Origin of the sequence: Rhodococcus sp. FH8, assembly GCF_019266085.1 — a bacterium.
Lineage (GTDB): Bacteria > Actinomycetota > Actinomycetes > Mycobacteriales > Mycobacteriaceae > Rhodococcus_F > Rhodococcus_F qingshengii.
This window is the reverse complement of sequence record NZ_LPNQ01000084.1, coordinates 125393-144651: the sequence shown is the minus strand read 5'-3', so window position 1 is coordinate 144651 and position 19259 is coordinate 125393. Positions and strand designations below refer to the sequence as shown.

At 63.5% G+C, this 19259-nt stretch carries 19 protein-coding genes; 10 read left to right on the top strand and 9 right to left on the bottom strand.

Features of this window, described 5'->3' with window-relative positions; all coding sequences use genetic code 11:
* Positions 1-9 precede the first annotated feature (9 nt).
* Both inhA and ATN38_RS31160 read left to right on the top strand, forming a co-directional pair.
* Complete coding sequence (inhA, locus tag ATN38_RS31165) at positions 10-807, top strand: NADH-dependent enoyl-ACP reductase InhA (protein WP_003944803.1); 798 nt, start codon at positions 10-12, stop codon at positions 805-807.
* Between the two features lie 84 nt (positions 808-891).
* A complete protein-coding gene (locus tag ATN38_RS31160; RefSeq protein WP_218749375.1) occupies positions 892-1944 on the top strand; it encodes a ferrochelatase in 1053 nt (350 codons plus the stop codon).
* Positions 1945-1955: 11 nt separating this feature from the next.
* Here ATN38_RS31160 and ATN38_RS31155 read toward each other — a convergent pair whose 3' ends face one another.
* Both ATN38_RS31155 and ATN38_RS31150 read right to left on the bottom strand, forming a co-directional pair.
* Complete coding sequence (locus tag ATN38_RS31155; RefSeq protein WP_007727873.1) at positions 1956-2564, bottom strand: transcriptional regulator; 609 nt, start codon at positions 2562-2564, stop codon at positions 1956-1958.
* 106 nt (positions 2565-2670) lie between these two features.
* On the bottom strand, positions 2671-3012 hold the full coding sequence (locus ATN38_RS31150; RefSeq protein WP_003944783.1) for a metallopeptidase family protein: 342 nt from the start codon (positions 3010-3012) through the stop codon (positions 2671-2673).
* A 77-nt stretch (positions 3013-3089) separates the two neighbouring features.
* Here ATN38_RS31150 and ATN38_RS31145 point away from each other — a divergent pair, with 77 nt between their 5' ends.
* A complete protein-coding gene (locus ATN38_RS31145) occupies positions 3090-3581 on the top strand; it encodes a hypothetical protein (RefSeq protein ID WP_030536391.1) in 492 nt (163 codons plus the stop codon).
* A 154-nt stretch (positions 3582-3735) separates the two neighbouring features.
* Positions 3736-5529, top strand: coding sequence for an enoyl-CoA hydratase-related protein (locus ATN38_RS31140; protein ID WP_070162291.1), 1794 nt, complete (start codon positions 3736-3738; stop codon positions 5527-5529).
* Here ATN38_RS31140 and ATN38_RS31135 read toward each other — a convergent pair.
* Positions 5519-6310 carry a hypothetical protein gene (locus tag ATN38_RS31135; RefSeq protein ID WP_030536389.1) on the bottom strand — a complete coding sequence of 264 codons (792 nt, stop codon included), beginning with the start codon at positions 6308-6310 and terminating at the stop codon, positions 5519-5521. The two genes, ATN38_RS31140 and ATN38_RS31135, sit on opposite strands and share 11 nt — an antisense overlap.
* A gap of 67 nt (positions 6311-6377) precedes the next feature.
* Between ATN38_RS31135 and ATN38_RS31130 the strand changes: the two genes are divergently transcribed.
* Genes ATN38_RS31130 through ATN38_RS31120 form a run of 3 tightly spaced genes read left to right on the top strand, consistent with a single transcriptional unit; the run spans position 6378 to position 8962 of the window.
* Positions 6378-7205, top strand: coding sequence for a DUF3097 domain-containing protein (locus tag ATN38_RS31130; RefSeq protein WP_030536388.1), 828 nt, complete (start codon positions 6378-6380; stop codon positions 7203-7205).
* Between the two features lie 42 nt (positions 7206-7247).
* Positions 7248-7679: an NfeD family protein gene (locus ATN38_RS31125; RefSeq protein ID WP_003944877.1), complete on the top strand. Its 432-nt coding sequence runs from the start codon at positions 7248-7250 to the stop codon at positions 7677-7679.
* Positions 7679-8962, top strand: a complete 1284-nt coding sequence (locus ATN38_RS31120; protein ID WP_030536387.1) for an SPFH domain-containing protein — start codon at positions 7679-7681, stop codon at positions 8960-8962. Before ATN38_RS31125 ends, ATN38_RS31120 begins: the two co-directional genes overlap by 1 nt.
* Positions 8963-9005: 43 nt before the next feature.
* On the opposite strand, the gene ATN38_RS31115 is transcribed toward ATN38_RS31120, so the two are convergent.
* The 3 genes from ATN38_RS31115 to ATN38_RS31105 are packed head-to-tail and all read right to left on the bottom strand — an operon-like array spanning position 9006 to position 10930.
* On the bottom strand, positions 9006-9539 hold the full coding sequence (locus ATN38_RS31115) for a hypothetical protein (protein WP_003944797.1): 534 nt from the start codon (positions 9537-9539) through the stop codon (positions 9006-9008).
* Between the two features lie 55 nt (positions 9540-9594).
* The gene (locus tag ATN38_RS31110) at positions 9595-10191 is read right to left on the bottom strand and encodes a hypothetical protein (RefSeq protein WP_003944858.1); all 597 of its coding nucleotides are present in this window, start codon (positions 10189-10191) and stop codon (positions 9595-9597) included.
* 31 nt (positions 10192-10222) lie between these two features.
* The gene (locus ATN38_RS31105) at positions 10223-10930 is read right to left on the bottom strand and encodes a TVP38/TMEM64 family protein (protein ID WP_007727829.1); all 708 of its coding nucleotides are present in this window, start codon (positions 10928-10930) and stop codon (positions 10223-10225) included.
* A gap of 423 nt (positions 10931-11353) precedes the next feature.
* Here ATN38_RS31105 and mutA point away from each other — a divergent pair, with 423 nt between their 5' ends.
* The 3 genes from mutA to meaB are packed head-to-tail and all read left to right on the top strand — an operon-like array spanning position 11354 to position 16508.
* A complete protein-coding gene (mutA, locus tag ATN38_RS31100) occupies positions 11354-13249 on the top strand; it encodes a methylmalonyl-CoA mutase small subunit (RefSeq protein WP_058226738.1) in 1896 nt (631 codons plus the stop codon).
* Positions 13246-15498: a methylmalonyl-CoA mutase gene (scpA, locus tag ATN38_RS31095; protein ID WP_003944912.1), complete on the top strand. Its 2253-nt coding sequence runs from the start codon at positions 13246-13248 to the stop codon at positions 15496-15498. The genes mutA and scpA overlap by 4 nt, the downstream gene beginning before the upstream one ends.
* 17 nt (positions 15499-15515) lie before the next feature.
* Positions 15516-16508 carry a methylmalonyl Co-A mutase-associated GTPase MeaB gene (meaB, locus tag ATN38_RS31090; RefSeq protein ID WP_003945003.1) on the top strand — a complete coding sequence of 331 codons (993 nt, stop codon included), beginning with the start codon at positions 15516-15518 and terminating at the stop codon, positions 16506-16508.
* 62 nt (positions 16509-16570) lie between these two features.
* On the opposite strand, the gene ATN38_RS31085 is transcribed toward meaB, so the two are convergent.
* The 3 genes from ATN38_RS31085 to ATN38_RS31075 all read right to left on the bottom strand — a co-directional run bounded on the left by ATN38_RS31085 (position 16571) and on the right by ATN38_RS31075 (position 19252).
* Positions 16571-17518, bottom strand: a complete 948-nt coding sequence (locus tag ATN38_RS31085; protein ID WP_007727818.1) for a sulfite exporter TauE/SafE family protein — start codon at positions 17516-17518, stop codon at positions 16571-16573.
* Between the two features lie 230 nt (positions 17519-17748).
* Entirely contained in the window at positions 17749-18783 is a 1035-nt protein-coding gene (locus ATN38_RS31080; protein ID WP_030536384.1) for a nucleoside hydrolase, read from the bottom strand.
* Positions 18776-19252 (bottom strand): OsmC family protein, encoded by a 477-nt coding sequence (locus ATN38_RS31075; RefSeq protein ID WP_007727816.1) that lies wholly within the window; start codon positions 19250-19252, stop codon positions 18776-18778. Before ATN38_RS31075 ends, ATN38_RS31080 begins: the two co-directional genes overlap by 8 nt.
* Between the last annotated feature and the right edge of the window lie 7 nt (positions 19253-19259).

Here is a 19259-nt window from a genome sequence, read left to right as displayed (position 1 = left end):
GGACATCTCATGGGCGGCTTGCTCGAGGGTAAGACCATTCTTGTCACCGGCATCATCACCGATTCGTCGATCGCGTTCCACGTGGCCAAGGTCGCGCAGGAGCAGGGCGCGAAGGTACTGATCACCGGATTCGATCGTCTGCGCCTCATCGACCGCATCGCCCAGCGACTGCCGCAGCCCGTGCCGCCGGCAATCTCGCTCAACGTCCAGAGCTCGGAGGATCTCGCATCTCTCGCCGAGCGTGTGCGCGAGCTGGCTCCCGAGGGTATCGACGGCGTCGTCCACTCGATCGGCTTCGCTCCCCGCTCCTGCCTGGGAAGCCCGTTCATGGACGCGCCGTGGGAAGACGTGGCGGTCGCACTCGAGGTGTCCGCCTACTCGTACAGCGCACTGGCCAAGGCCTTGCTGCCGGTGCTCAACGACAACGCGTCCATCGTCGGTATGGACTTCGATCCGGCACGCGCAATGCCCTTCTACAACTGGATGGGTGTCTCCAAGGCGACCCTCGAGGCCGTCAATCGGTACGTGGCCAAAGAGGTCGGCGTCCGCGGCATCCGCTCGAACCTGGTGTCCTCCGGCCCGATCAAGACCTTGGCCGCCAAGGCCATTGCCGGTGACAGCACCGGTCCGGGCGCGGAGTTGGACAAGCTGAACACCGCATGGGACGGTGCTGCGCCCATCGGCTGGGACGTCGACGATCGCGAGCCGGTCGCCAAAACGGTCTGCACCGTTCTCTCGGATTGGTTGCCCGGCACGACCGCGTCGATCATCTACGTCGACGGCGGCTTCCACGCGATGGTCGGCTAGTAGCACCCCTTCTACTACGCAGGTGAGTACCCGGGTGACTCCCGCCGAACGGCATCGCGCAAGATTGAACTCATGACCGTAAGTATGGACATGCAGTTCGATGCTCTTCTCGTTTTGTCGTTCGGCGGTCCCGAAAAACCCGAAGACGTACGGCCGTTCCTCGAAAACGTCACGCGCGGTAGGGGAGTGCCACCGGAGCGGCTCGACGCTGTCGTCGAGCACTACATGCATTTCGGTGGAGTTTCGCCCATCAACGCGCTCAACCGAGACCTGATCGAACGGGTCGAAGGTGAGCTGGCAGCAGCCGGCGTGGATTTGCCCGTGTACTTCGGCAACCGCAACTGGCACCCGATGGTCGAAGACACCGTTGCCAAGATGCGCGAGGACGGTGTCCGCAACGCCGCCGTGTTCGCCACGTCGGCGTGGGGTGGTTACTCCGGATGTCGGCAGTACCACGAGGACATCGCCCGTGCCCGTGAGGCGGTCGGTGACGGCGCACCGACGCTGACAAAACTTCGCCAGTACTACGACCATCCGCTGGTCGTCGGCGCGTTCGCCGACGGTGTGCGTGCGGCCCGCGCAGAGTTACCCGAAGCGACTCGCGATACTGCGCGCCTGGTGTTCACCGCGCATTCGGTACCGAGTGCCGCAGACCGCAATGCAGGGCCGCCGGCAGAGGGCGGAAACCTCTACAGTCGACAGGTCGCCGAGGCCGCGAAGTTGGTTGCCGAGGCCGTCGGCGTCGAGGATTTCGATCTGGTGTGGCAGTCGCGATCAGGCCCGCCGCAGGTTCCGTGGCTGGACCCCGACATCTGTGATCACCTGGATACGTTGTCCGCCAAGGATGTTCGCGCCGTGATCGTATGCCCCGTCGGTTTCGTCTCCGATCACCTCGAAGTGGTGTGGGACCTGGACACCGAGGCCAAGGACAAGGCAGCCGAACTCGGGATGGATTTCGTTCGGGCAGCAACGCCCGGCCGCGATCAGCGTTTCGCGCAGCTGGTGCCCACGCTCGTTCGGGAACTGGCCGAGGCCGAGCAGCCACTGCGACTGGGGGTCGAGCCGCTGCTCGGCTCGACCACCAACGGTCTCTCGTGTGCGCTCAATTGCTGCGCGGCCGTTCAGCGTCCCCGCTGACGGTCCGGCGCTCAGGTGTTCGGATGCTTGAGCTTTCCGCAGGGCCCGGGAACGGTGGACGTGCTGCGCGAGGTGAGGAGCGTCTCGACGATCTGTCGATCCTCGGGGCTCAGTGACGGGTCTATGTAGTTGAGTTCGGGCGCGCCCAGTTCGCGGACTCGCCCGGCGAGGGTCGCGACAAACGAGACGCGTTCTTCGTCGTCGTCGTTGACGTCATGGATCTGCAGCACCGACACCGGAAACTTGCGCAGCGTCACAGGCAGGAAGCGGGCGCCGAGAACGTGGTCGACGTTGAATCCCGCCCACTGCCCCTGGTTGGCCTCCACGCATTCGGCATCGGAGTGAATTGCGCTCTCGCCGATGTACTTACGTGCGGGCAGCATCTTCTTGGGGGCAAGTTCGGATGCGCCCTGCTGAAGGACGGGAAAGTCGCCGTCCGAGTACAACCAGGGCTGGTTGGCCATCTTGATCAACCGACCGGCGTCCAGATCCGGGAGATAGCGAGACTTGAGGAGAAACGCGACGCTGTCGACCGAGATGCCCAGCAGTTCTGCGGCCTTCTGTCGGCTCATCGCGAACGTCGGGGCATTCTTCGGGGCGATCTGGATCAAATTGACCATGCGAACTCCTGTAAGTGTTCAATTGTTGCGGGCTTGGTACAGCTGACATGACAATTCGCCGATTATCAACCTCTAGCTGATTTCCGACTTGTAGATGAGTCGGTTGTCACCATCCGAGTTCACGCAACCGGGGATCTCCGATCCCGAAGTGGTGGCCGATTTCGTGGATCACGGTTCGGCGAACTTGCTCGATCACCTCGTCTTCGGTGCTGCAGATCGCACAGATGGCCCTGCGGTAGATCGTGATGCGATCGGGAAGGACGCCGGCGTACGTGGTGGTTCTCTTGGTCAGTGGGATGCCCTGATACAGCCCGAGTAGCCCCGGTCGTCCACCTTCGAGTTGAACGGTCACTGCGACATTGGCCATCTCCGCACCCAATTTCGGTGGCAGGCTGTCGAGCGCCCGCTTGACCATGTCCTCGAACTGGCTGTCGTCCACGTCGATCATCTGCCCATTGTGCGTGCGGGGGCGGGACCCGGGTGTGTCCATGTGGAAACAGTGCAGCTTACGGCTATGTTCATTGCGTGGCCGAAGACCTCTATCACCGTTACGAATTCACATTCATCGTTCAGATGCTGACAGTCTCGCAAGAGCAGGCGATCGAAGAGAGCTTGGGCGGAAGGGTCGAGGACCGACGCGGGCTGCAGCTGCTGACGCTCACCTCGGAAGGTATGCGAGCGGCGACAACGGCTATCACCGTGGTGGACCAGTTGGTGGCTGCAGGCGTGCGTCCCCAGCGGACACATCCCGATCTGGTGTCACGTCAGGACATTGCCGACCGTGCGGGGGTGACGCGGCAAGCTGTCGGGCAGTGGGTGCGAGGGGTCCGGCAGGCGGCTACGCCTTTCCCGATTCCGTACAACTCGGTTGCCGGGGGGATCTGGTTCTGGGGCGACGTCCTGGATTGGTTGCGCCGTCAGGGGTACAGCCAGGACACCGGTTTGCGCTACCCGACGCTGGATGAACATATTCGCATCGACCGCCATATCGCGATCAATCACAAGTCTGTGGGTTGATCGATCAAACGGTTTGCTTGAAAATAGCTATTGAAACAAACCGACGGTAGGTATAAAGTCCCTAAATACCTCAATCAATCTATCGGTGCGTCGGTCCTGCTCTGGGGGGAGTCTGGTCTGCGCTGCAGATACCCGAGCATGCGAGCAGGAATTCATGGTTTCGACCCCCGAAGTGCGACCGATGCCCAAATCGGCCGCGCTCACGACTTCTGTGGCTATTTCCAGCGATGGAGCAACGGCGAAGCTACGTGAAGGTGTATCGGGCAGGGGCCGTCTGCGAGCGGCGACGGCGGCGCTGTTCCGGCGCTCACGCCCACGTACGACTTCCGCGCCACCGTTGAGCGTGCTTCTTCTCGTCACCTCCGACAACGGTCTCTCGCAGCGGGCCGGTCTTGTTCTTCGCGAGGCGGGACACCAAGTCCGTACAGCCGTCGTCGCCGACGCGGACGCAGTGCTGGCCGCGACTTCTTCGGGAGATTTTGACCTCGTCATCTGCCCGTTCTTGAAAGCCTATGTCCCGGAATCTGTTTGGCAGCGGTGGACAACGATCATCATCCATCCCGGCCCGCCCGGAGATCGCGGGCCGTCGTCGCTGGACTGGGCGATAACGGATGGCGAACCGATCTGGGGTGTTACGGCATTGCAGGCCGCTGAGGAACTCGACGCCGGGCCGGTGTGGGCCTGGCGGACGTTCGAACTCCGGAACGGGGCAACCAAATCCTCGGTATACAACGAGGAAGTCACCGACGCGGCGATGGAGTGCATTACGGAGGTCGTCGAACATTTCCGGACTCCTGACTTCCAGGCGATCCCATCGGACCTAGTTGCGCGGCCCGTGGCTTCGACCCGATCGAGGCCCAGCATGAAACAGGCCGATCGCGTTTTCAGCTGGGAGCAAGACGCGTCGAGCATCGTCCGCGCCGTCAACGCCGCCGACGGGTTTCCCGGCGTCGCCGTTCAGTTGGGGCTCGACCGGGTCTACGTCTACGACGCTCACCTCGATACCCACGTCGATGCAGCGCCCGGCACCATCGTCGAGTACTTCCACCAGGCAATACGTGTTGCCACCGGTGCGGGCTCCGTTTGGATCGGACATGCGCGGCTCGTCGGCGCCGGCAATGTCAAACTTCCGTCGACCGCGGTCGTACGTCCGGACGTGTTCGTTCCACAGGTCTGGGAGAGTCGTTACCCCGAGACCGACTATCACCGCGACGGCGAAATCGGATATCTCTCGTTCCGCTTCTACAACGGTGCGATGAGTACGAAGCAATGCGCGCGACTGACCTCCAGGCTCCGCTGGGCGATCGCGCAGGACACCAAGATCCTTGTCCTGACGGGTGACTACGACAGATTCAGCAACGGTATCCACCTCAACGTCATCGAGGCCGCGTCGGATCAAGCCGGAGAAGCGTGGGCCAACATCAAAGCCATCAACGAGATCGCGAAAGCGATCGTCACCTGTACGGAACAGGTTGTGGTGGCGGCATTCACAGGCAACGCCGGTGCCGGCGGGGTCATGCTCCCGCTTGGAGCCGACGTAGTCGTGGCCAGGGACGGTGTGGTTCTCAATCCTCATTACGCCACGATGGGCCTGTTCGGCTCGGAACTGCACACGTACACACTTCCGGCTCGGGTCGGCGAGCAGCAGGCCCGCAGTCTGCTGGCCGAGTGCAGTGCGATCGGCATCCGTCGAGCCTTGGACATCGGACTTGTCGACGCGATCGGCCCCAGGCGGCCGGATCTGTTCGAGGCGTGGTTGCGCGAGGTCGCCACCGACTTGCTCGAAGGAGATCGGCTGGAATCGATGCTGGAGTGCAAACGTCTTCGACTGGAACGTGATCCGGTGGAGCCCTACGAGGAGCGTGAGCTCGAAGAGATGAAGATCGACATGTTCGGTGACCGCAACGGGTTTGCCGAGAAACGCCGGAACTTCGTGCTCAAGCTCTGATCGACACGCTGTTCGCCGACGCGACACGGGCAGTGCGAACAACGTCCCACAGTCGTCGCAGCAGGTCGTCACGCCTCTGCGCAGTAGACACGCTCGGGGCCTGATTGGTCGATACCGACGCAGCCACGGTGAGAATGGCTGCCACGTTGTCGGCGGTGTCGATCACCTGCAAATGCCGAGGTGACAGTGTCGACGGCCAGCGATGTCCGGCCTGTGCCTGCAGGGCTTCGGCGACCAGCGTGCGAGCGTCGTTTCCAGGCATTCCGGTGGCTACGGTCGGAAGCCCGCCGAGCACCTCGGCTGCGTCCCGAACAGCTTGGCGCAGTTCGTATTCGGCTTCGCGGAGTCCGATCGATTCGGCGCTGCCCGCCACAGTGGGAATGGAGAAGACCGTCCATCGCAGGACGTCCGGGCCTTCCTTCGACGGCACGAGTCCGACTCCCGGCTTGCCGACGGCGCCGATCTGTAACCCTTCACCCGTTGCGATCGCAGCGCGCGCGAACTCGGTCCCGGTGGGCAGACCACGTACATCACCGGCCGTAGGAAGGACCAGGCGGACCTCGGCAGCCTCCGAGCGTGCGATTCTGAGCAGGGTGGGCACACCGGAAGCCGTGACTCCCGGCCATTCGAGATCGTGGCGGACCGCGGTTTCCGCATCGGCGGCGCCGATCAGGTGCATCGGTGCCCACGCGGCAAGGGCGTCGATGACGTCGTCCGGCGCAGCGTCGCCGGCGAGCCATGACGCTGCCCACACGGTGAGGGTTGCGCTGGGAGAACTCATGACCGTGAAGTTTAGTTCGGCGTGGCGACATGCGCGGCCCCGGCGTTGTGACCTAGCGTGAACCGGCGTGAGCGGTGGCAACGGATACGGTGACATTTTTGCGGGTCATACCCGCAAACAGAAGCGCGTGACGCCTGAAGTGGCGGCCGAGCGTGATCTTGTCGTCGAGGATGCGGCGACGGGATTCTGCGGTGCGGTAGTCGGTTTCGAGCGCACGTACGACGGCGATTTCGTGCGGCTCGAGGACGGTCGTTCCCGGACGCGGTTGTTCGCGATGCGCGAGGCGGCCTTCCTCATCGACGGCTCACCGGTCACCCTCGTACGCCCGGCCCCCAAGCCCGTGTCCACCAAACCCGCACGGTCGGCTTCGGGTTCGACCCGAGTCGAAGGCTTACGTGCACGCACGGCACTGCCCAGCCGGATCTGGGTGGAGGGAGTACACGATGCTGCCCTCGTCGAGCGGGTGTGGGGCCATGACCTTCGCGTCGAAGGTGTTGTCGTCGAACATCTCGAAGGGCTCGACAATCTGGGGGAGCGGCTTGCCGAATTCGGGCCGGGCCCCGGCCGCCGTGTCGGTGTCCTCGTCGACCACCTGGTCACCGGTTCCAAGGAAACCCAACTGACTCAGGGCCTCGGCCCGAACGTGTTGGTGACCGGACATCCGTACATCGACGTGTGGGAGGCCGTTCGTCCCAAATCTGTCGGAATCGCCTCCTGGCCGAAGATTCCACGCGGCGAGGATTGGAAGACGGGAATCTGCCGCGAACTGGGCTGGGGGACACCTCAGGAGGGCTGGCGGCGGGTCTACAACTCGGTCGAGAGCTTCCGCGATCTGGAAGCTCCCTTGATCGGTGCCGTCGAACAACTTGTCGATTTCGTTACCGAGCCGAACTGACGTAGCGGCGGCCTGGGTCACACATTCTGGTTAGATGGTGTTGTGGCTGCACTTATTTGGCTGATCGGAGCACTGGTGCTCGCCGGGGCCGAAGCGCTGGTGGGGGATTTCTTCCTGCTGATGCTCGCCGGTGGGGCGCTCGCTACTGCCGGTGTCAGTGCTGTCACCGACTTCCCGGTGTGGGTCGACGCCGTCATGTTCGGAGTGTTCTCCGCCGCCCTCGTCCTGGGCGTGCGACCGATCATGTTGCGTCGCTTCGGTAGTCCGCCGCCGACCCCGACCGGAATACAGGCACTCGAAGGTAAGCACGCTCTGGTTCTGGAAGAAGTGGGCGAGCATTCCGGGCAGGTCAAGTTGGACGGCGAGGTGTGGACTGCCAGGCCGTACGACACCACCGAGGTGTACCCGCCGGGCACCAAGGTGACGGTGATGGAAATCAACGGCGCAACAGCAGTCGTCTGGAGGGGACCTTAATGGCAGCACTCATAGTGCTCGGTGTGTTGGTGCTATTCGTGATCTTGGTGGTCGCGAAGTCGGTAGCACTGGTACCGCAGGCAGAAGCCGCGGTGATCGAGCGGCTCGGTAGGTATTCGAAGACGGTGTCCGGGCAGCTCACGTTCTTGATCCCGTTCGCCGATCGTGTGCGCGCCAAGGTGGATCTTCGTGAGCGGGTGGTCTCCTTCCCACCGCAGCCGGTGATCACCCAGGACAACCTGACACTGTCCATCGACACGGTGGTGTACTTCCAGGTCACCAATCCGCAAGCTGCGGTGTACGAGATCAGCAACTACATCGCTGCCGTCGAGCAGTTGGCAACCACCACGCTGCGAAACGTCGTCGGCGGAATGACCCTCGAAGAGACGCTTACCTCGCGTGATTCCATCAACGGTCAGCTTCGTGGTGTCCTCGACGAGGCGACTGGTCGCTGGGGCCTGCGAGTGGCCCGCGTCGAGCTCAAGAGCATCGATCCGCCGCCCTCGATCCAGGAGTCGATGGAAAAGCAGATGAAGGCGGACCGCGAGAAGCGCGCGATGATTCTGACGGCTGAAGGTCACCGCGAATCCGCTATCAAGACCGCCGAGGGTGCCAAGCAGAGCCAGATTCTTTCTGCCGAGGGAAACAAGCAGGCCTCGATCCTGAACGCCGAGGGTGAGCGCCAGTCCCAGATCCTTCGCGCTCAAGGTGACCGCGCGGCCAAGTACTTGCAGGCTCAAGGCGAGGCCAAGGCCATCGAGAAGGTTTTTGCTGCCATCAAGTCCGGTAAGCCGACTCCGGAATTGCTTGCATACCAGTATCTTCAGACGTTGCCGCAGATGGCGCAAGGCGATGCGAACAAGGTGTGGCTCGTACCCAGCGACTTCGGTGACGCGCTGAAGGGATTTGCCAAAACGCTTGGCGCGCAAGGGCAGGATGGCGTTTTCCGGTACGAGCCGCCGGCCGCCGAAGAGAATCTTCCCAATCCTGAGGACGATTCAGCCGAGGTGGCGGAGTGGTTCGAGACCAAATCCGATCCGGCTATCGCGGAAGCAGTGCGCGCTGCTGAAGTTGCTGCACGCACACCGGTCGAAGACCCGGCAGCTGCGGTCAGGCACCGCCGTGAGAGTGCGCCCGAGCAGCCTGGATTCGTAGATCCCGCGTTGCCACAGCAGGGCGAAAATCCTTGGCCGGGTCAGTTGCCGCTGCCGCCCGAGCGTGAAGATTTCCAGCAGAAGTACCCGTACCAGGGGCAGCCGCCCGAGGGTGGCCAGCGCCAGTAGACGCCTCTCGTAGCGAACGTTGATCGGGACGGGCACTCATCACCTACGTGATGAGTGCCCGTCCCGTTCCGCATACGGCGATCGCCCAGAGGACACTGACGAAGGTTCCCATGATGAACTGCTCGGACGCATGAGGTTCGCGAAGTTCCGGGTACCGCGCGAGCCCCTTGACTGCCAAGACGATCGCGATGCCTTCCGGCCAGGTTGCGAGAATCGATGCCGCCACCGCGAGCCGTTCGAGGATGCCGATCACACGTCCGCCGCGAAGAGGTCCGGCGTCCGGTGCCGGGCTCCCGTCCGGTTGGCGACGAGCGATCTTGAAGGTGGCAAGTACCAACGGTGCACCGGCCGTGGCGGCGGCAAGTACGCACAGGACAAGCGTCGCCCCGAGAGCGAAACCGGTGACCGGGGTCGTTCGGGTCGATGCCAGTGCGGCAACACCCAGCGCCGGAAGAGCCACCACGGACGACGCCCATTCGGGGACTTCGAGTCGACCACGACTGAGCGGTCCCAGTGCCGCTGCAACTGCTGGTGCCGCGGCGGCGACGGCGAGCGCGATCAACGCCAGAACGACCATGTATTCGAGCCCCCTGCTGTGTCGACGAGTTTGTACCGGTGCGAGCGTGAGCAGTCTAGGGCTGGAGTCTGACCAAAAGTCGTTCTGCGAGTCTGCGCCCGGCGAGTTCTGCGTGCCACCCGGCTGTCAGGAGTCGCTTGGACATGGCCTGTTTGGTGATTCCGAGGTGGGCCGCTGCGCTGACCTGAGTGAGTCCGCTGTCCATCAGGGCGATGGCTTCGCGTCCGTCCTTCGTCTGTCTCGTGACGATCGTTCCGAGCAAGGTGAACGCGGCATCGACATCTGCGGCGAGTTCGTCGCGTGAGCTATCCGCCGGCGCCTGTTCGACGGCAATTCTGGCCGGAGCTCGCTTGGCTCGCTCGACGGCGATCCGAGCAGCTTCGAATGCCGGTCCGCGTCCGGCCCGGGTCTGCCGTGGGAGAGGCTGCTCGACGGGACCGATCCCGATCCCGACACTCCAGTGCTCGCGCCGAATCAGCTCGAGTGCGACGAGGACGAGTAGCGCCGGATCGTCGGTCACCGCTTGAATCTCGTCGCCCGCTGTGCGCTCGAACGGCCGCAGGAGCCTGCGATCGGCCATGTCGTCGATGATGTCCCCGACGCGGTCGACATCCCGTCGGCTACCTCGCTGATCCACCGTCAGTACAAACATTAGTCAATGCTAGATAGTTGACTTTCAATAGTCAATCGTTTTGGGTTGACTCAATCAAATCAACCTCTTGGGGTTGACCGTTGTCAACGATGGTTTCGCCCGGTGAAGGCTGACGGCGAGCGTCGAACACCAGACCGGCGATGCCGATCGCAATGCAGATCCCGGACAGAATCAGGAGACGAGGATCGGCTTCGCCGGAGAGCGCATCGCCCAGAACGACAATCCCAACAGTGCCGGGCAAGATGCCGACGACGGTGGCAAGGATGTAGGGCACGATCCGGATCGACGAAATGCCGCAGCAGTAGTTCACCACCGAGAAGGGGACAAACGCGATCAAGCGCAGAGAGCCGACGGCCAGCCACCCCCGCTTTTCGATCCGCTCGTCCACCCGTCGGATCGTCGGACTCGAAATCCGTTGCCACACGACGTCGCGGCCGATGGCGCGGACCAGGTAGAGGGCCAGAACGGCGCTCACAGTCGTTGCCGCCACGGTAAGAGCGATGCCGGTCACCGAGCCGAAAAGAACCCCCGCGCTGAGCGTGAAGACGGTGCGCGGGAACGGCGCGACGGTGACTATCGAATGAACCAGGAAGAACACGAGGGGAAACGCCGGGCCAACCGAGTCCGCCCACTCTCGCACCTGGGACACCGTGGGATGTGGGGCGAGGAGGGCTGCGAGGAACAAAGCGAGCACTACCAGGACTATTGCGATCAATCTTCGGTCCAGCAGGCGTCCCATCACAGGTCACAAGGCTACCTGCGAACGGTGAACCGGGCCGACTGCCGACCCGCAATCGTGAGTCGAACATCGCCACGGGGGCGGGAAAGCGACGTGCTCCAGGCGACAATGAAACGGCGCTGTGACGAAAACCACTAGGCTTTCGGAGCGGCCTTCACCTGCAGTCCCGGCCAGTGAAACGAACTCGCGGGTAACCCGCAAACATGCTGAACAATCGCTAGGTAAGGGCCGGTTACACGTGCACGAACGACAGAATCCGCACGTCGCCCGGCCGGTCGGAAAGTGGCCACGAACAGCCCTGTGAAGAACATGACGTGATCCTCACGATATCTGGGCTCAACCGCGGGTTAGCATCACAGAACTAACGAACAAATCCGATTATCGGTAAAGCGCTCACGCAAAAAATGAGAGGGAGCGGACACAGTGTCATTAGCTTCAGAAGCCGAGGCTGTCGAGCAGGCGTACGCGGAGTGGCAGCGCTCCGTAGCCGGTGTGCTCGCCAAGTCCCGCAGAGTCGATGCGGCAGAACTGGGCCCCGAGCCACAGAAACTGCTCGAAACCGTCACCTACGACGGTGTCACTGTCGCACCGCTCTACAGCCCACGCGACGAGCGTCCCGAGCAGAGCTTGCCGGGCACGTTTCCGTACGTGCGTGGCGTCGACGCTCACCGTGATGTCAATGCCGGTTGGTTGGTTTCCGCTGCATTCGGAACCGCCTCGGCGGCCGAGACCAATCGCGCCATCCTGGACGCCCTCGAAAACGGAGTCAGCGCACTCTGGTTGAAGGTGGGCGCCGACGGCGTTCCGGTCACCGACCTCGCCGCTGCGCTCGAGGGCGTGCTTCTCGACCTCGCACCGCTCACGCTCGATGCAGGCGCAGCGACAAACGATGCAGCCCGAGCACTCTTCTCACTCCTCGATGCACGCAGCGAAGCCGGCGACGGTGTCAGCGATCGCAGCAGTATCCGAGTTCACCTCGGTGCAGCACCGCTGACCAGTTCGTTCTCCGGCGCAGCCGACGTCGAACTTGCAGGCGCAGTCGAGTTGGCCGCCCTCGCCGCCGCTCGTGCGGAAACCGTGCACGCGATCACCGTGGACGGCACGGCCTTTCACAACGCGGGTGCCGGCGACGCCGAAGAACTCGGAGCCGCAATCGCCGCCGGCCTCGAGTACCTCCGTGCACTCACCGCCCAGAGCGGCCTGACCATCGGTGCTGCGTTGTCGCAGTTGGCTTTCCGCTACGCGGCAACCGACGATCAGTTCCAGACCATCGCGAAGTTCCGCGCCGCACGACTCGTATGGGCACGCATCGCCCAGGTCTGCGGAGCTTCCGATTTCGGTGGAGCGCCGCAGCACGCAGTCACCTCCGCCGCGATGATGGCTCAGCGTGATCCCTGGGTGAACATGCTGCGCACGACCCTCGCCGCATTCGGCGCCGGCGTCGGCGGAGCAGATGCAGTGACAGTTCTTCCGTTCGACGTCGCACTGGCCGACGGCACTCTCGGCGTCAGCAAGTCCTTCTCCTCGCGCATCGCGCGCAACACACAGCTGCTCCTGCTCGAGGAGTCGCACCTGGGCCGTGTCCTCGATCCGTCGGCCGGGTCTTGGTACGTCGAGGACCTGACACAGCAGATCGCCGCCACCGCGTGGGAGTTCTTCCAGGAAATCGAAGCAGCCGGCGGATATCTGGCGGCACTCGAAGCGGGAATCGTCTCCGGTCGCATCGCCGCTACCAAGGCCAAGCGCGACTCCGACATCGCACACCGCAAGACCACGGTCACCGGTGTCAACGAGTTCCCGAACCTCGGCGAAACGCCGCTGTCCGCCGAAGCCGTCGAGCCCGGCCAGTCCGTCGCCCGCTACGCAGCTGCATTCGAAGCGCTTCGTGACCGTTCGGACGCGTTCCTCGCCGCCGGCGGCGCCCGTCCCACTGCGCTTCTCGCGCCGCTGGGCTCGGTTGCAGAACACAACGTGCGCACCACGTTTGCGTCCAACCTGCTCGCTTCGGGTGGTATCGACGCAGTCAACCCCGGCCCGCTCGAGGTGGGCGCCGAGGCCATCTCCGCTGCAGTCAAGGCTTCCGGTGCCACCGTCGCCGTGCTGTGCGGCACGGACAAGCGCTACGGCGAGAGCGCCGCAGCGGCCGTCGCCGAACTTCGCGCCGCCGGCATCACCAAGGTGCTGCTCGCAGGACCGGAGAAGGCAGTCGCCGACGCGACCGGCGATTCTCGCCCGGACGGATTCCTCACCGCCCGCATCGACGCAGTGTCGGCTCTGACCGAACTGCTCGACTTCATCGAGACGGGAAGCTCCAAGTGACGACACGAGAGGTCAAGCACGTGATCGGCAGTTTCGCCGAGGTCCCACTCGAGGACCCGCAGTCTCCGGCACCCACACCGCCGTCGGTCGAGCAGGCCCAGGCGCTCATCGAAGAGGGCGCCAACGCCAACAACTACGCCGCCGAGCAGGTTGTCTGGTCCACCCCGGAAGGCATCGACGTCAAGCCGGTGTACACCGGTGCGGACCGCACGGCCGCCGCCGAGTCGGGTTACCCGCTCGACAGCTTCCCGGGCGCAGCGCCGTTCCTGCGTGGTCCGTACCCGACCATGTACGTGAACCAGCCGTGGACCATTCGCCAGTACGCCGGATTCTCCACTGCCGCGGAGTCGAATGCGTTCTACCGTCGTAACCTCGCGGCCGGTCAGAAGGGCCTCTCGGTCGCCTTCGACCTCGCTACACACCGCGGCTACGACTCCGATCATCCTCGCGTTGCCGGTGACGTCGGAATGGCCGGTGTCGCAATCGATTCCATCCTCGACATGCGTCAGCTCTTCGACGGAATCGACCTCTCGCAGGTGTCGGTCTCGATGACGATGAACGGCGCCGTGCTGCCGATTCTCGCGCTGTACGTCGCTGCGGCAGGCGAGCAAGGTGTCACTCCGGACAAGCTGGCCGGAACGATCCAGAACGACATCCTCAAAGAGTTCATGGTTCGTAACACCTACATCTATCCGCCGAAGCCCTCGATGCGGATCATCTCGGACATCTTCGCGTATTCCAGCGCGGAAATGCCGAAGTACAACTCCATCTCGATCTCGGGCTACCACATCCAGGAAGCCGGAGCGACGGCCGATCTGGAACTGGCGTACACCCTCGCCGACGGCGTCGAGTACATCCGCGCCGGCCTCGACGCCGGTATGGACATCGACAAGTTCGCACCTCGCCTGTCCTTCTTCTGGGCAATCGGCATGAACTTCTTCATGGAGGTCGCCAAGCTCCGCGCCGGACGCCTCCTGTGGGCCGAGCTTGTCGCCAAGTTCGACCCCAAGAGCGCGAAGTCGCTCTCGCTGCGTACCCACTCGCAGACCTCCGGCTGGTCCCTGACCGCGCAGGACGTCTTCAACAACGTGCCGCGTACCTGCGTCGAAGCCATGGCTGCCACCCAGGGCCACACCCAGTCCTTGCACACCAACGCACTCGACGAAGCGATCGCATTGCCGACGGACTTCTCCGCCCGCATCGCCCGTAACACCCAGTTGCTGCTGCAGCAGGAATCCGGCACAGTGCGTCCCATCGACCCGTGGGGTGGCTCGTACTACGTCGAGTGGCTCACCAACGAACTCGCCAACCGGGCTCGTAAGCACATCGAAGAGGTCGAGGAAGCCGGCGGAATGGCTCAGGCCATCAACGAAGGCATCCCGAAGCTGCGCATCGAGGAAGCTGCCGCCCGCACCCAGGCACGCATCGACTCCGGTCGGCAGCCGCTCGTCGGCGTCAACAAGTACGTTCCCGACGAGGTCGACACCATCGAAGTTCTCAAGGTCGAGAACTCCAAGGTCCGCAAGGAACAGCTCGAGAAGTTGGTTCGCCTTCGCGCGGAACGTGATCCGGAAGCCGTCGAGGCCGCACTGGCGAACCTCACTCGCGCTGCCGCATCCACCGAAGGCGGCATGGAGAACAACCTCCTCGCCCTCGCTGTCGTCGCCGCCCGCGCGATGGCTACCGTCGGCGAGATTTCCGACGCCCTCGAAAAGGTGTACGGACGCCACCAGGCCGAGATCCGCACCATCAGTGGTGTGTACCGCGACGAGGCAGGAACGGTGAGCAACATCAGCAAGGCGATGGAACTGGTCGAGAAGTTCGCCGAGGACGAGGGACGTCGTCCCCGCATCCTCGTCGCGAAGATGGGCCAGGACGGTCACGACCGTGGCCAGAAGGTCATCTCCACCGCCTTCGCGGACATCGGATTCGACGTCGACGTCGGACCGCTGTTCCAGACCCCCGAAGAGGTCGCCAATCAGGCGGCCGACAACGACGTCCACGTAGTCGGTGTGTCGTCGTTGGCAGCCGGTCACCTCACCTTGGTGCCGGCGCTGCGGGAGGCTTTGGCTGCGGCCGGTCGTCCCGACATCATGATCGTCGTCGGCGGCGTCATTCCGCCCGGTGACTTCGACGAACTCTACGAGGCCGGCGCTGCTGCCATCTTCCCGCCCGGCACCGTCATCGCTGACGCTGCCAGCGGATTGTTGGAGAAGCTCTCCGCCCAACTGGGTCACGACAACAGCTGAGAAGGGGGTCACTGAAGATGGCACGTCAGCCCATCGACATTGATTCCCTCGCCGAGGCGGTGCGCGGAAATCAGCGTGCCGGCCTCGCTCGGGCGATCACCCTCGTCGAGTCCACCCGCGACGACCACCGGGCCCTCGCGCAGCAACTTCTACTGAAGTTGCTGCCAGAGGCCGGGGGAGCGCACCGGATCGGCATCACCGGCGTTCCCGGCGTCGGCAAGTCGACCTTCATCGACGCGCTCGGAATGTACTTGCTGGGCAAGGGACATCGGGTTGCGGTGTTGGCGGTCGATCCGTCGTCCACCCGCACCGGCGGCTCGATTCTCGGCGACAAGACACGCATGGCTCGGCTCACCGTCGAACCGAATGCGTACATCCGGCCGTCACCGACGTCCGGCACGCTCGGTGGTGTTGCCAAGGCAACCCGCGAGACCATCGTGCTTCTCGAAGCTGCCGGTTTCGACGTCATCCTGGTGGAAACGGTGGGTGTCGGCCAGTCCGAAGTCACTGTTGCCAACATGGTGGACTGCTTCACGTTCCTGACCCTCGCTCGTACCGGTGATCAGCTCCAGGGCATCAAGAAGGGTGTCCTCGAGCTCGCAGATCTGGTGGCGGTCAACAAGGCCGATGGCAAGCATGAGCGCGAGGCAAAGGGCGCTGCCCGCGAATTGGCGGGTGCGCTTCGCCTGATCTACCCGCACGACGCCATCTGGAAGCCGCCCGTCATCACGATGAGCGGTCTCGAAGGTGTCGGGCTGGACGAGTTCTGGGGAACTGTCACCAAACACCGTGAGGTGCTCACCGAAGCGGGACAGTTCGAGGAGAAGCGTCGCAAGCAACAGGTCGATTGGACCTGGACGATGGTCAACGATCAGCTGCTACGCAGGCTCTCGAGCAACGATCGGGTGCGTGCGATCCGGGCCGACGTCGAGCAGAGCGTGCGTGACGGTTCACTGACGGCAGCGTTGGCGGCGGGGCGAATTCTCGACGCGTTCGACGGAAGCAACTAGCGCGGAAAGAACGAAATCCCGGGTATCCGAGCGCGGATACCCGGGATTTCTTCTGTGACGAGCTATCGTTCGCGTTTGACTGCAGGCTCGGTGAGTTCGGTCTCGACAGCGAGTTCGACTCCCGTGAAATCGCCTTCTGCCTCGGCCGGGGTGAGCGTGGACCGCTTCCACGCGTAGAACAGCAGCGCTGCCCACGCGCCGAGAATGGTCAGGTAACCGGCCACTGTGACCGCCCCGGTGATGTCGAAGGATTTGAACAGCTTCTGTGCGTTGGTCAACACGATGACGCCGCCCACCGCCGTTCCGAGCAAGGTTGCAGGTACGCGGCTGACCAGCCACGCCGCGAACGGAGCTGCGATGACACCGCCGAGCGCGAGACCGGCGACAACGAGGAGGTTTCCCGCCGACTCACGTCCCAATCCGACAAGGAATCCCAGCGACGCGGCTGACGCGACCAGAAACTCCGAGGCGCTGACCGAGCCGATCACGGTGCGCGGCGCGGTCTTTCCTCGTGAGAGCAGCGTGCTGGTGGTGATCGGACCCCAACCACCACCGCCGGATGCATCGATGAAACCACCGAACAGGCCGAGTGGGGACAGGAAACGTGCAGTGTGCGGGGTGGTACGAGCGTCCGCGACGGCCGGTGGGCGGACCGAAAAGCGTAGTGCCACATAGATACCGATGGCCAGCAGGATCGTCGCCGTGATGGGGACTGCCGCTTCGGTGGACAGACCCGAGAGCACAGTTGCGCCGATGAATGCACCGACTGCGCCGGGCACACCGAGCTTGGCGACGAGCTTCCAGTCGATGTTCTTGAACTTCCAATGCGACACACCCGAAGCGAGGGTGGTGCCGACCTCGGCCAGGTGAACAGCGGCGCTGGCCTGAGCCGGACCGAGGCCACCGATCATCAACAGAGTGGTTGCGGTGACACCGAAGGCCATACCGAGGGCGCCGTCGACGAGCTGGGCGCCGACGCCGACAAGGGTGAACAAAAGAAGGTTGAACATGAGAAGACAGACTCCGAGCGAAGAAGCGACAAAGTCAGGGGTGCAGGCAGCGAGAATCGCCGCTCAGCAACACGCCTGATCGAAGCATGCGCTACGACGAGTGGGCCAGAACGCCATCAATCCGAGCGCAAATGCCGGGGAGGCATCGTGGCTGGAGATCTGCACGTCAGGTCCTTTGTTCTCGTTCGTTGGTGTTCTGTCCATGCGAGCATAGCCGGTGCCCGGCTCGGTCAACCCACGACGCGGGCGTAATTTCCCACTCGGTGGACAAGTCGATCGAAGAATTCCGCCGGATCGGTGCTGACCGCGATATCCGCGTTGGGCTCACGCTTCCAGTGCCCGACCCAGTCCGCAACCGTCGTTCCGATCAGCAGTGGACTCTCGGTTTCGACATCTACCGTTGCCGGTTTCAGCGTCGCCAGGCTCGGATCGAGCGCGACGGCAGCAGCGAAGGGATCATGCATGTGAGCAAGAAATCCCTGGTCGTATTCACGATGGAATTCCATGTAGAACCGGATTGCGTCGGACATATGCCTGATCACGCTGTTGGACGCGGAACTGCGGACGTCGGGACCGTCGTCAGGCGAGATGATCTCTTCCGGGGTGCTCCCGGCAGCTTCGGCGAGCCGACGCACATGTTCGGGGAACATCTCGATGGATTCGGTGACGTTGAGGCCGCAGATGATCGGGCGCCGGTGCGCGGGTACGACGGAGAACGCGTCGAACACCTCCTTGGCGGCGTGCGGATCGACCGAGACGTTCCACTCCGCGGTCGGCGTCGTGTTGCCCGGATAGTTGAACGACCCACCCATCACTACCAGTCGCTTCAGCAGAGACGGCAGATCGGGTTCACGTCTGATCGCCAAGGCCAGGTTGGTGAGCGGCCCCGTCACCAGCCCGGTGAGTTGTCCGGGGTACTCCCGGACGAGATCCACCCAGAGGTCGGTGGCGGTTCGGACCGAGCGCTTGCGACCCGAATCGGGGAGGACCGCATGGCCGATTCCTTGCGGACCGTGAGTCTCCTCGGTGGTGCGCAACGGTATGACCAATGGCTCGCGGGCGCCGAGTGCAACCTCGATGTTCGGGGCGCCGCAGAGCGCAAGCCAGTTCAAGTTGTTGGCCGCGACCTGTTCCACCGGAACGTTGCCGGCGGTGCTCGCAATCCCCAGTATCTCGGCTTCGGGGCTGGCAAGGAGATAGAGAAGCGCCAACGAGTCGTCGATACCGGTGTCGACGTCGACGATGAGCTTGTGCATGTCACTCATCGGTGGCCACCAGGATCGTCGGGGAATGCAGGACGGGGAAGTTCACCGACCGAGCGATGAAGCACTTCGTGTGTGCGGGGCCGTGAAGCTCCTGGGCCTTCTCGACCATCGACGCCTCCGCGACCAACACCGTCGGATTCAACGTCACTTCGATGAACTGGCCGCCGCCATCGGATTCCTCGATCATGCTGCCGACCGGCTGATCGCTGTAGTCGAGAACGACGACCCCAGCGGCAGCTGCCAGACCGAGGTACCAGAGCATGTGGCACTGGGCGAGGGAGGCAACGAGCAGTTCCTCGGGGTTCCATCGCTGCGCGTCACCGCGGAACGAGGGATCGGAGCTGCCGAGAAGTTCCGGCTTTCCGACCGCGGATATTGCATGATTGCGCGAATATCCCTGCGTGCTGGACGTTCCGGTTCCCAGATCGCCCGTCCACTGAAGGTCGAGTGTGTAGGTATGTGACTTCACAGGTCCA

What these genes read in the sequence shown, in the direction of transcription:
- inhA (WP_003944803.1), top strand. Translation starts at nt 10, where the DNA reads ATGGGCGGCTTGCTCGAGGGTAAGACCATTCTTGTCACCGGCATCATC.
- ATN38_RS31160 (WP_218749375.1), top strand. Translation starts at nt 892, where the DNA reads ATGGACATGCAGTTCGATGCTCTTCTCGTTTTGTCGTTCGGCGGTCCC.
- ATN38_RS31155 (WP_007727873.1), bottom strand. Translation starts at nt 2,564, where the DNA reads ATGGTCAATTTGATCCAGATCGCCCCGAAGAATGCCCCGACGTTCGCG.
- ATN38_RS31150 (WP_003944783.1), bottom strand. Translation starts at nt 3,012, where the DNA reads ATGATCGACGTGGACGACAGCCAGTTCGAGGACATGGTCAAGCGGGCG.
- ATN38_RS31140 (WP_070162291.1), top strand. Translation starts at nt 3,736, where the DNA reads ATGGTTTCGACCCCCGAAGTGCGACCGATGCCCAAATCGGCCGCGCTC.
- ATN38_RS31135 (WP_030536389.1), bottom strand. Translation starts at nt 6,310, where the DNA reads ATGAGTTCTCCCAGCGCAACCCTCACCGTGTGGGCAGCGTCATGGCTC.
- ATN38_RS31120 (WP_030536387.1), top strand. Translation starts at nt 7,679, where the DNA reads ATGGCAGCACTCATAGTGCTCGGTGTGTTGGTGCTATTCGTGATCTTG.
- ATN38_RS31115 (WP_003944797.1), bottom strand. Translation starts at nt 9,539, where the DNA reads ATGGTCGTTCTGGCGTTGATCGCGCTCGCCGTCGCCGCCGCGGCACCA.
- ATN38_RS31110 (WP_003944858.1), bottom strand. Translation starts at nt 10,191, where the DNA reads ATGTTTGTACTGACGGTGGATCAGCGAGGTAGCCGACGGGATGTCGAC.
- ATN38_RS31105 (WP_007727829.1), bottom strand. Translation starts at nt 10,930, where the DNA reads ATGGGACGCCTGCTGGACCGAAGATTGATCGCAATAGTCCTGGTAGTG.
- meaB (WP_003945003.1), top strand. Translation starts at nt 15,516, where the DNA reads ATGGCACGTCAGCCCATCGACATTGATTCCCTCGCCGAGGCGGTGCGC.
- ATN38_RS31085 (WP_007727818.1), bottom strand. Translation starts at nt 17,518, where the DNA reads ATGTTCAACCTTCTTTTGTTCACCCTTGTCGGCGTCGGCGCCCAGCTC.
- ATN38_RS31080 (WP_030536384.1), bottom strand. Translation starts at nt 18,783, where the DNA reads ATGAGTGACATGCACAAGCTCATCGTCGACGTCGACACCGGTATCGAC.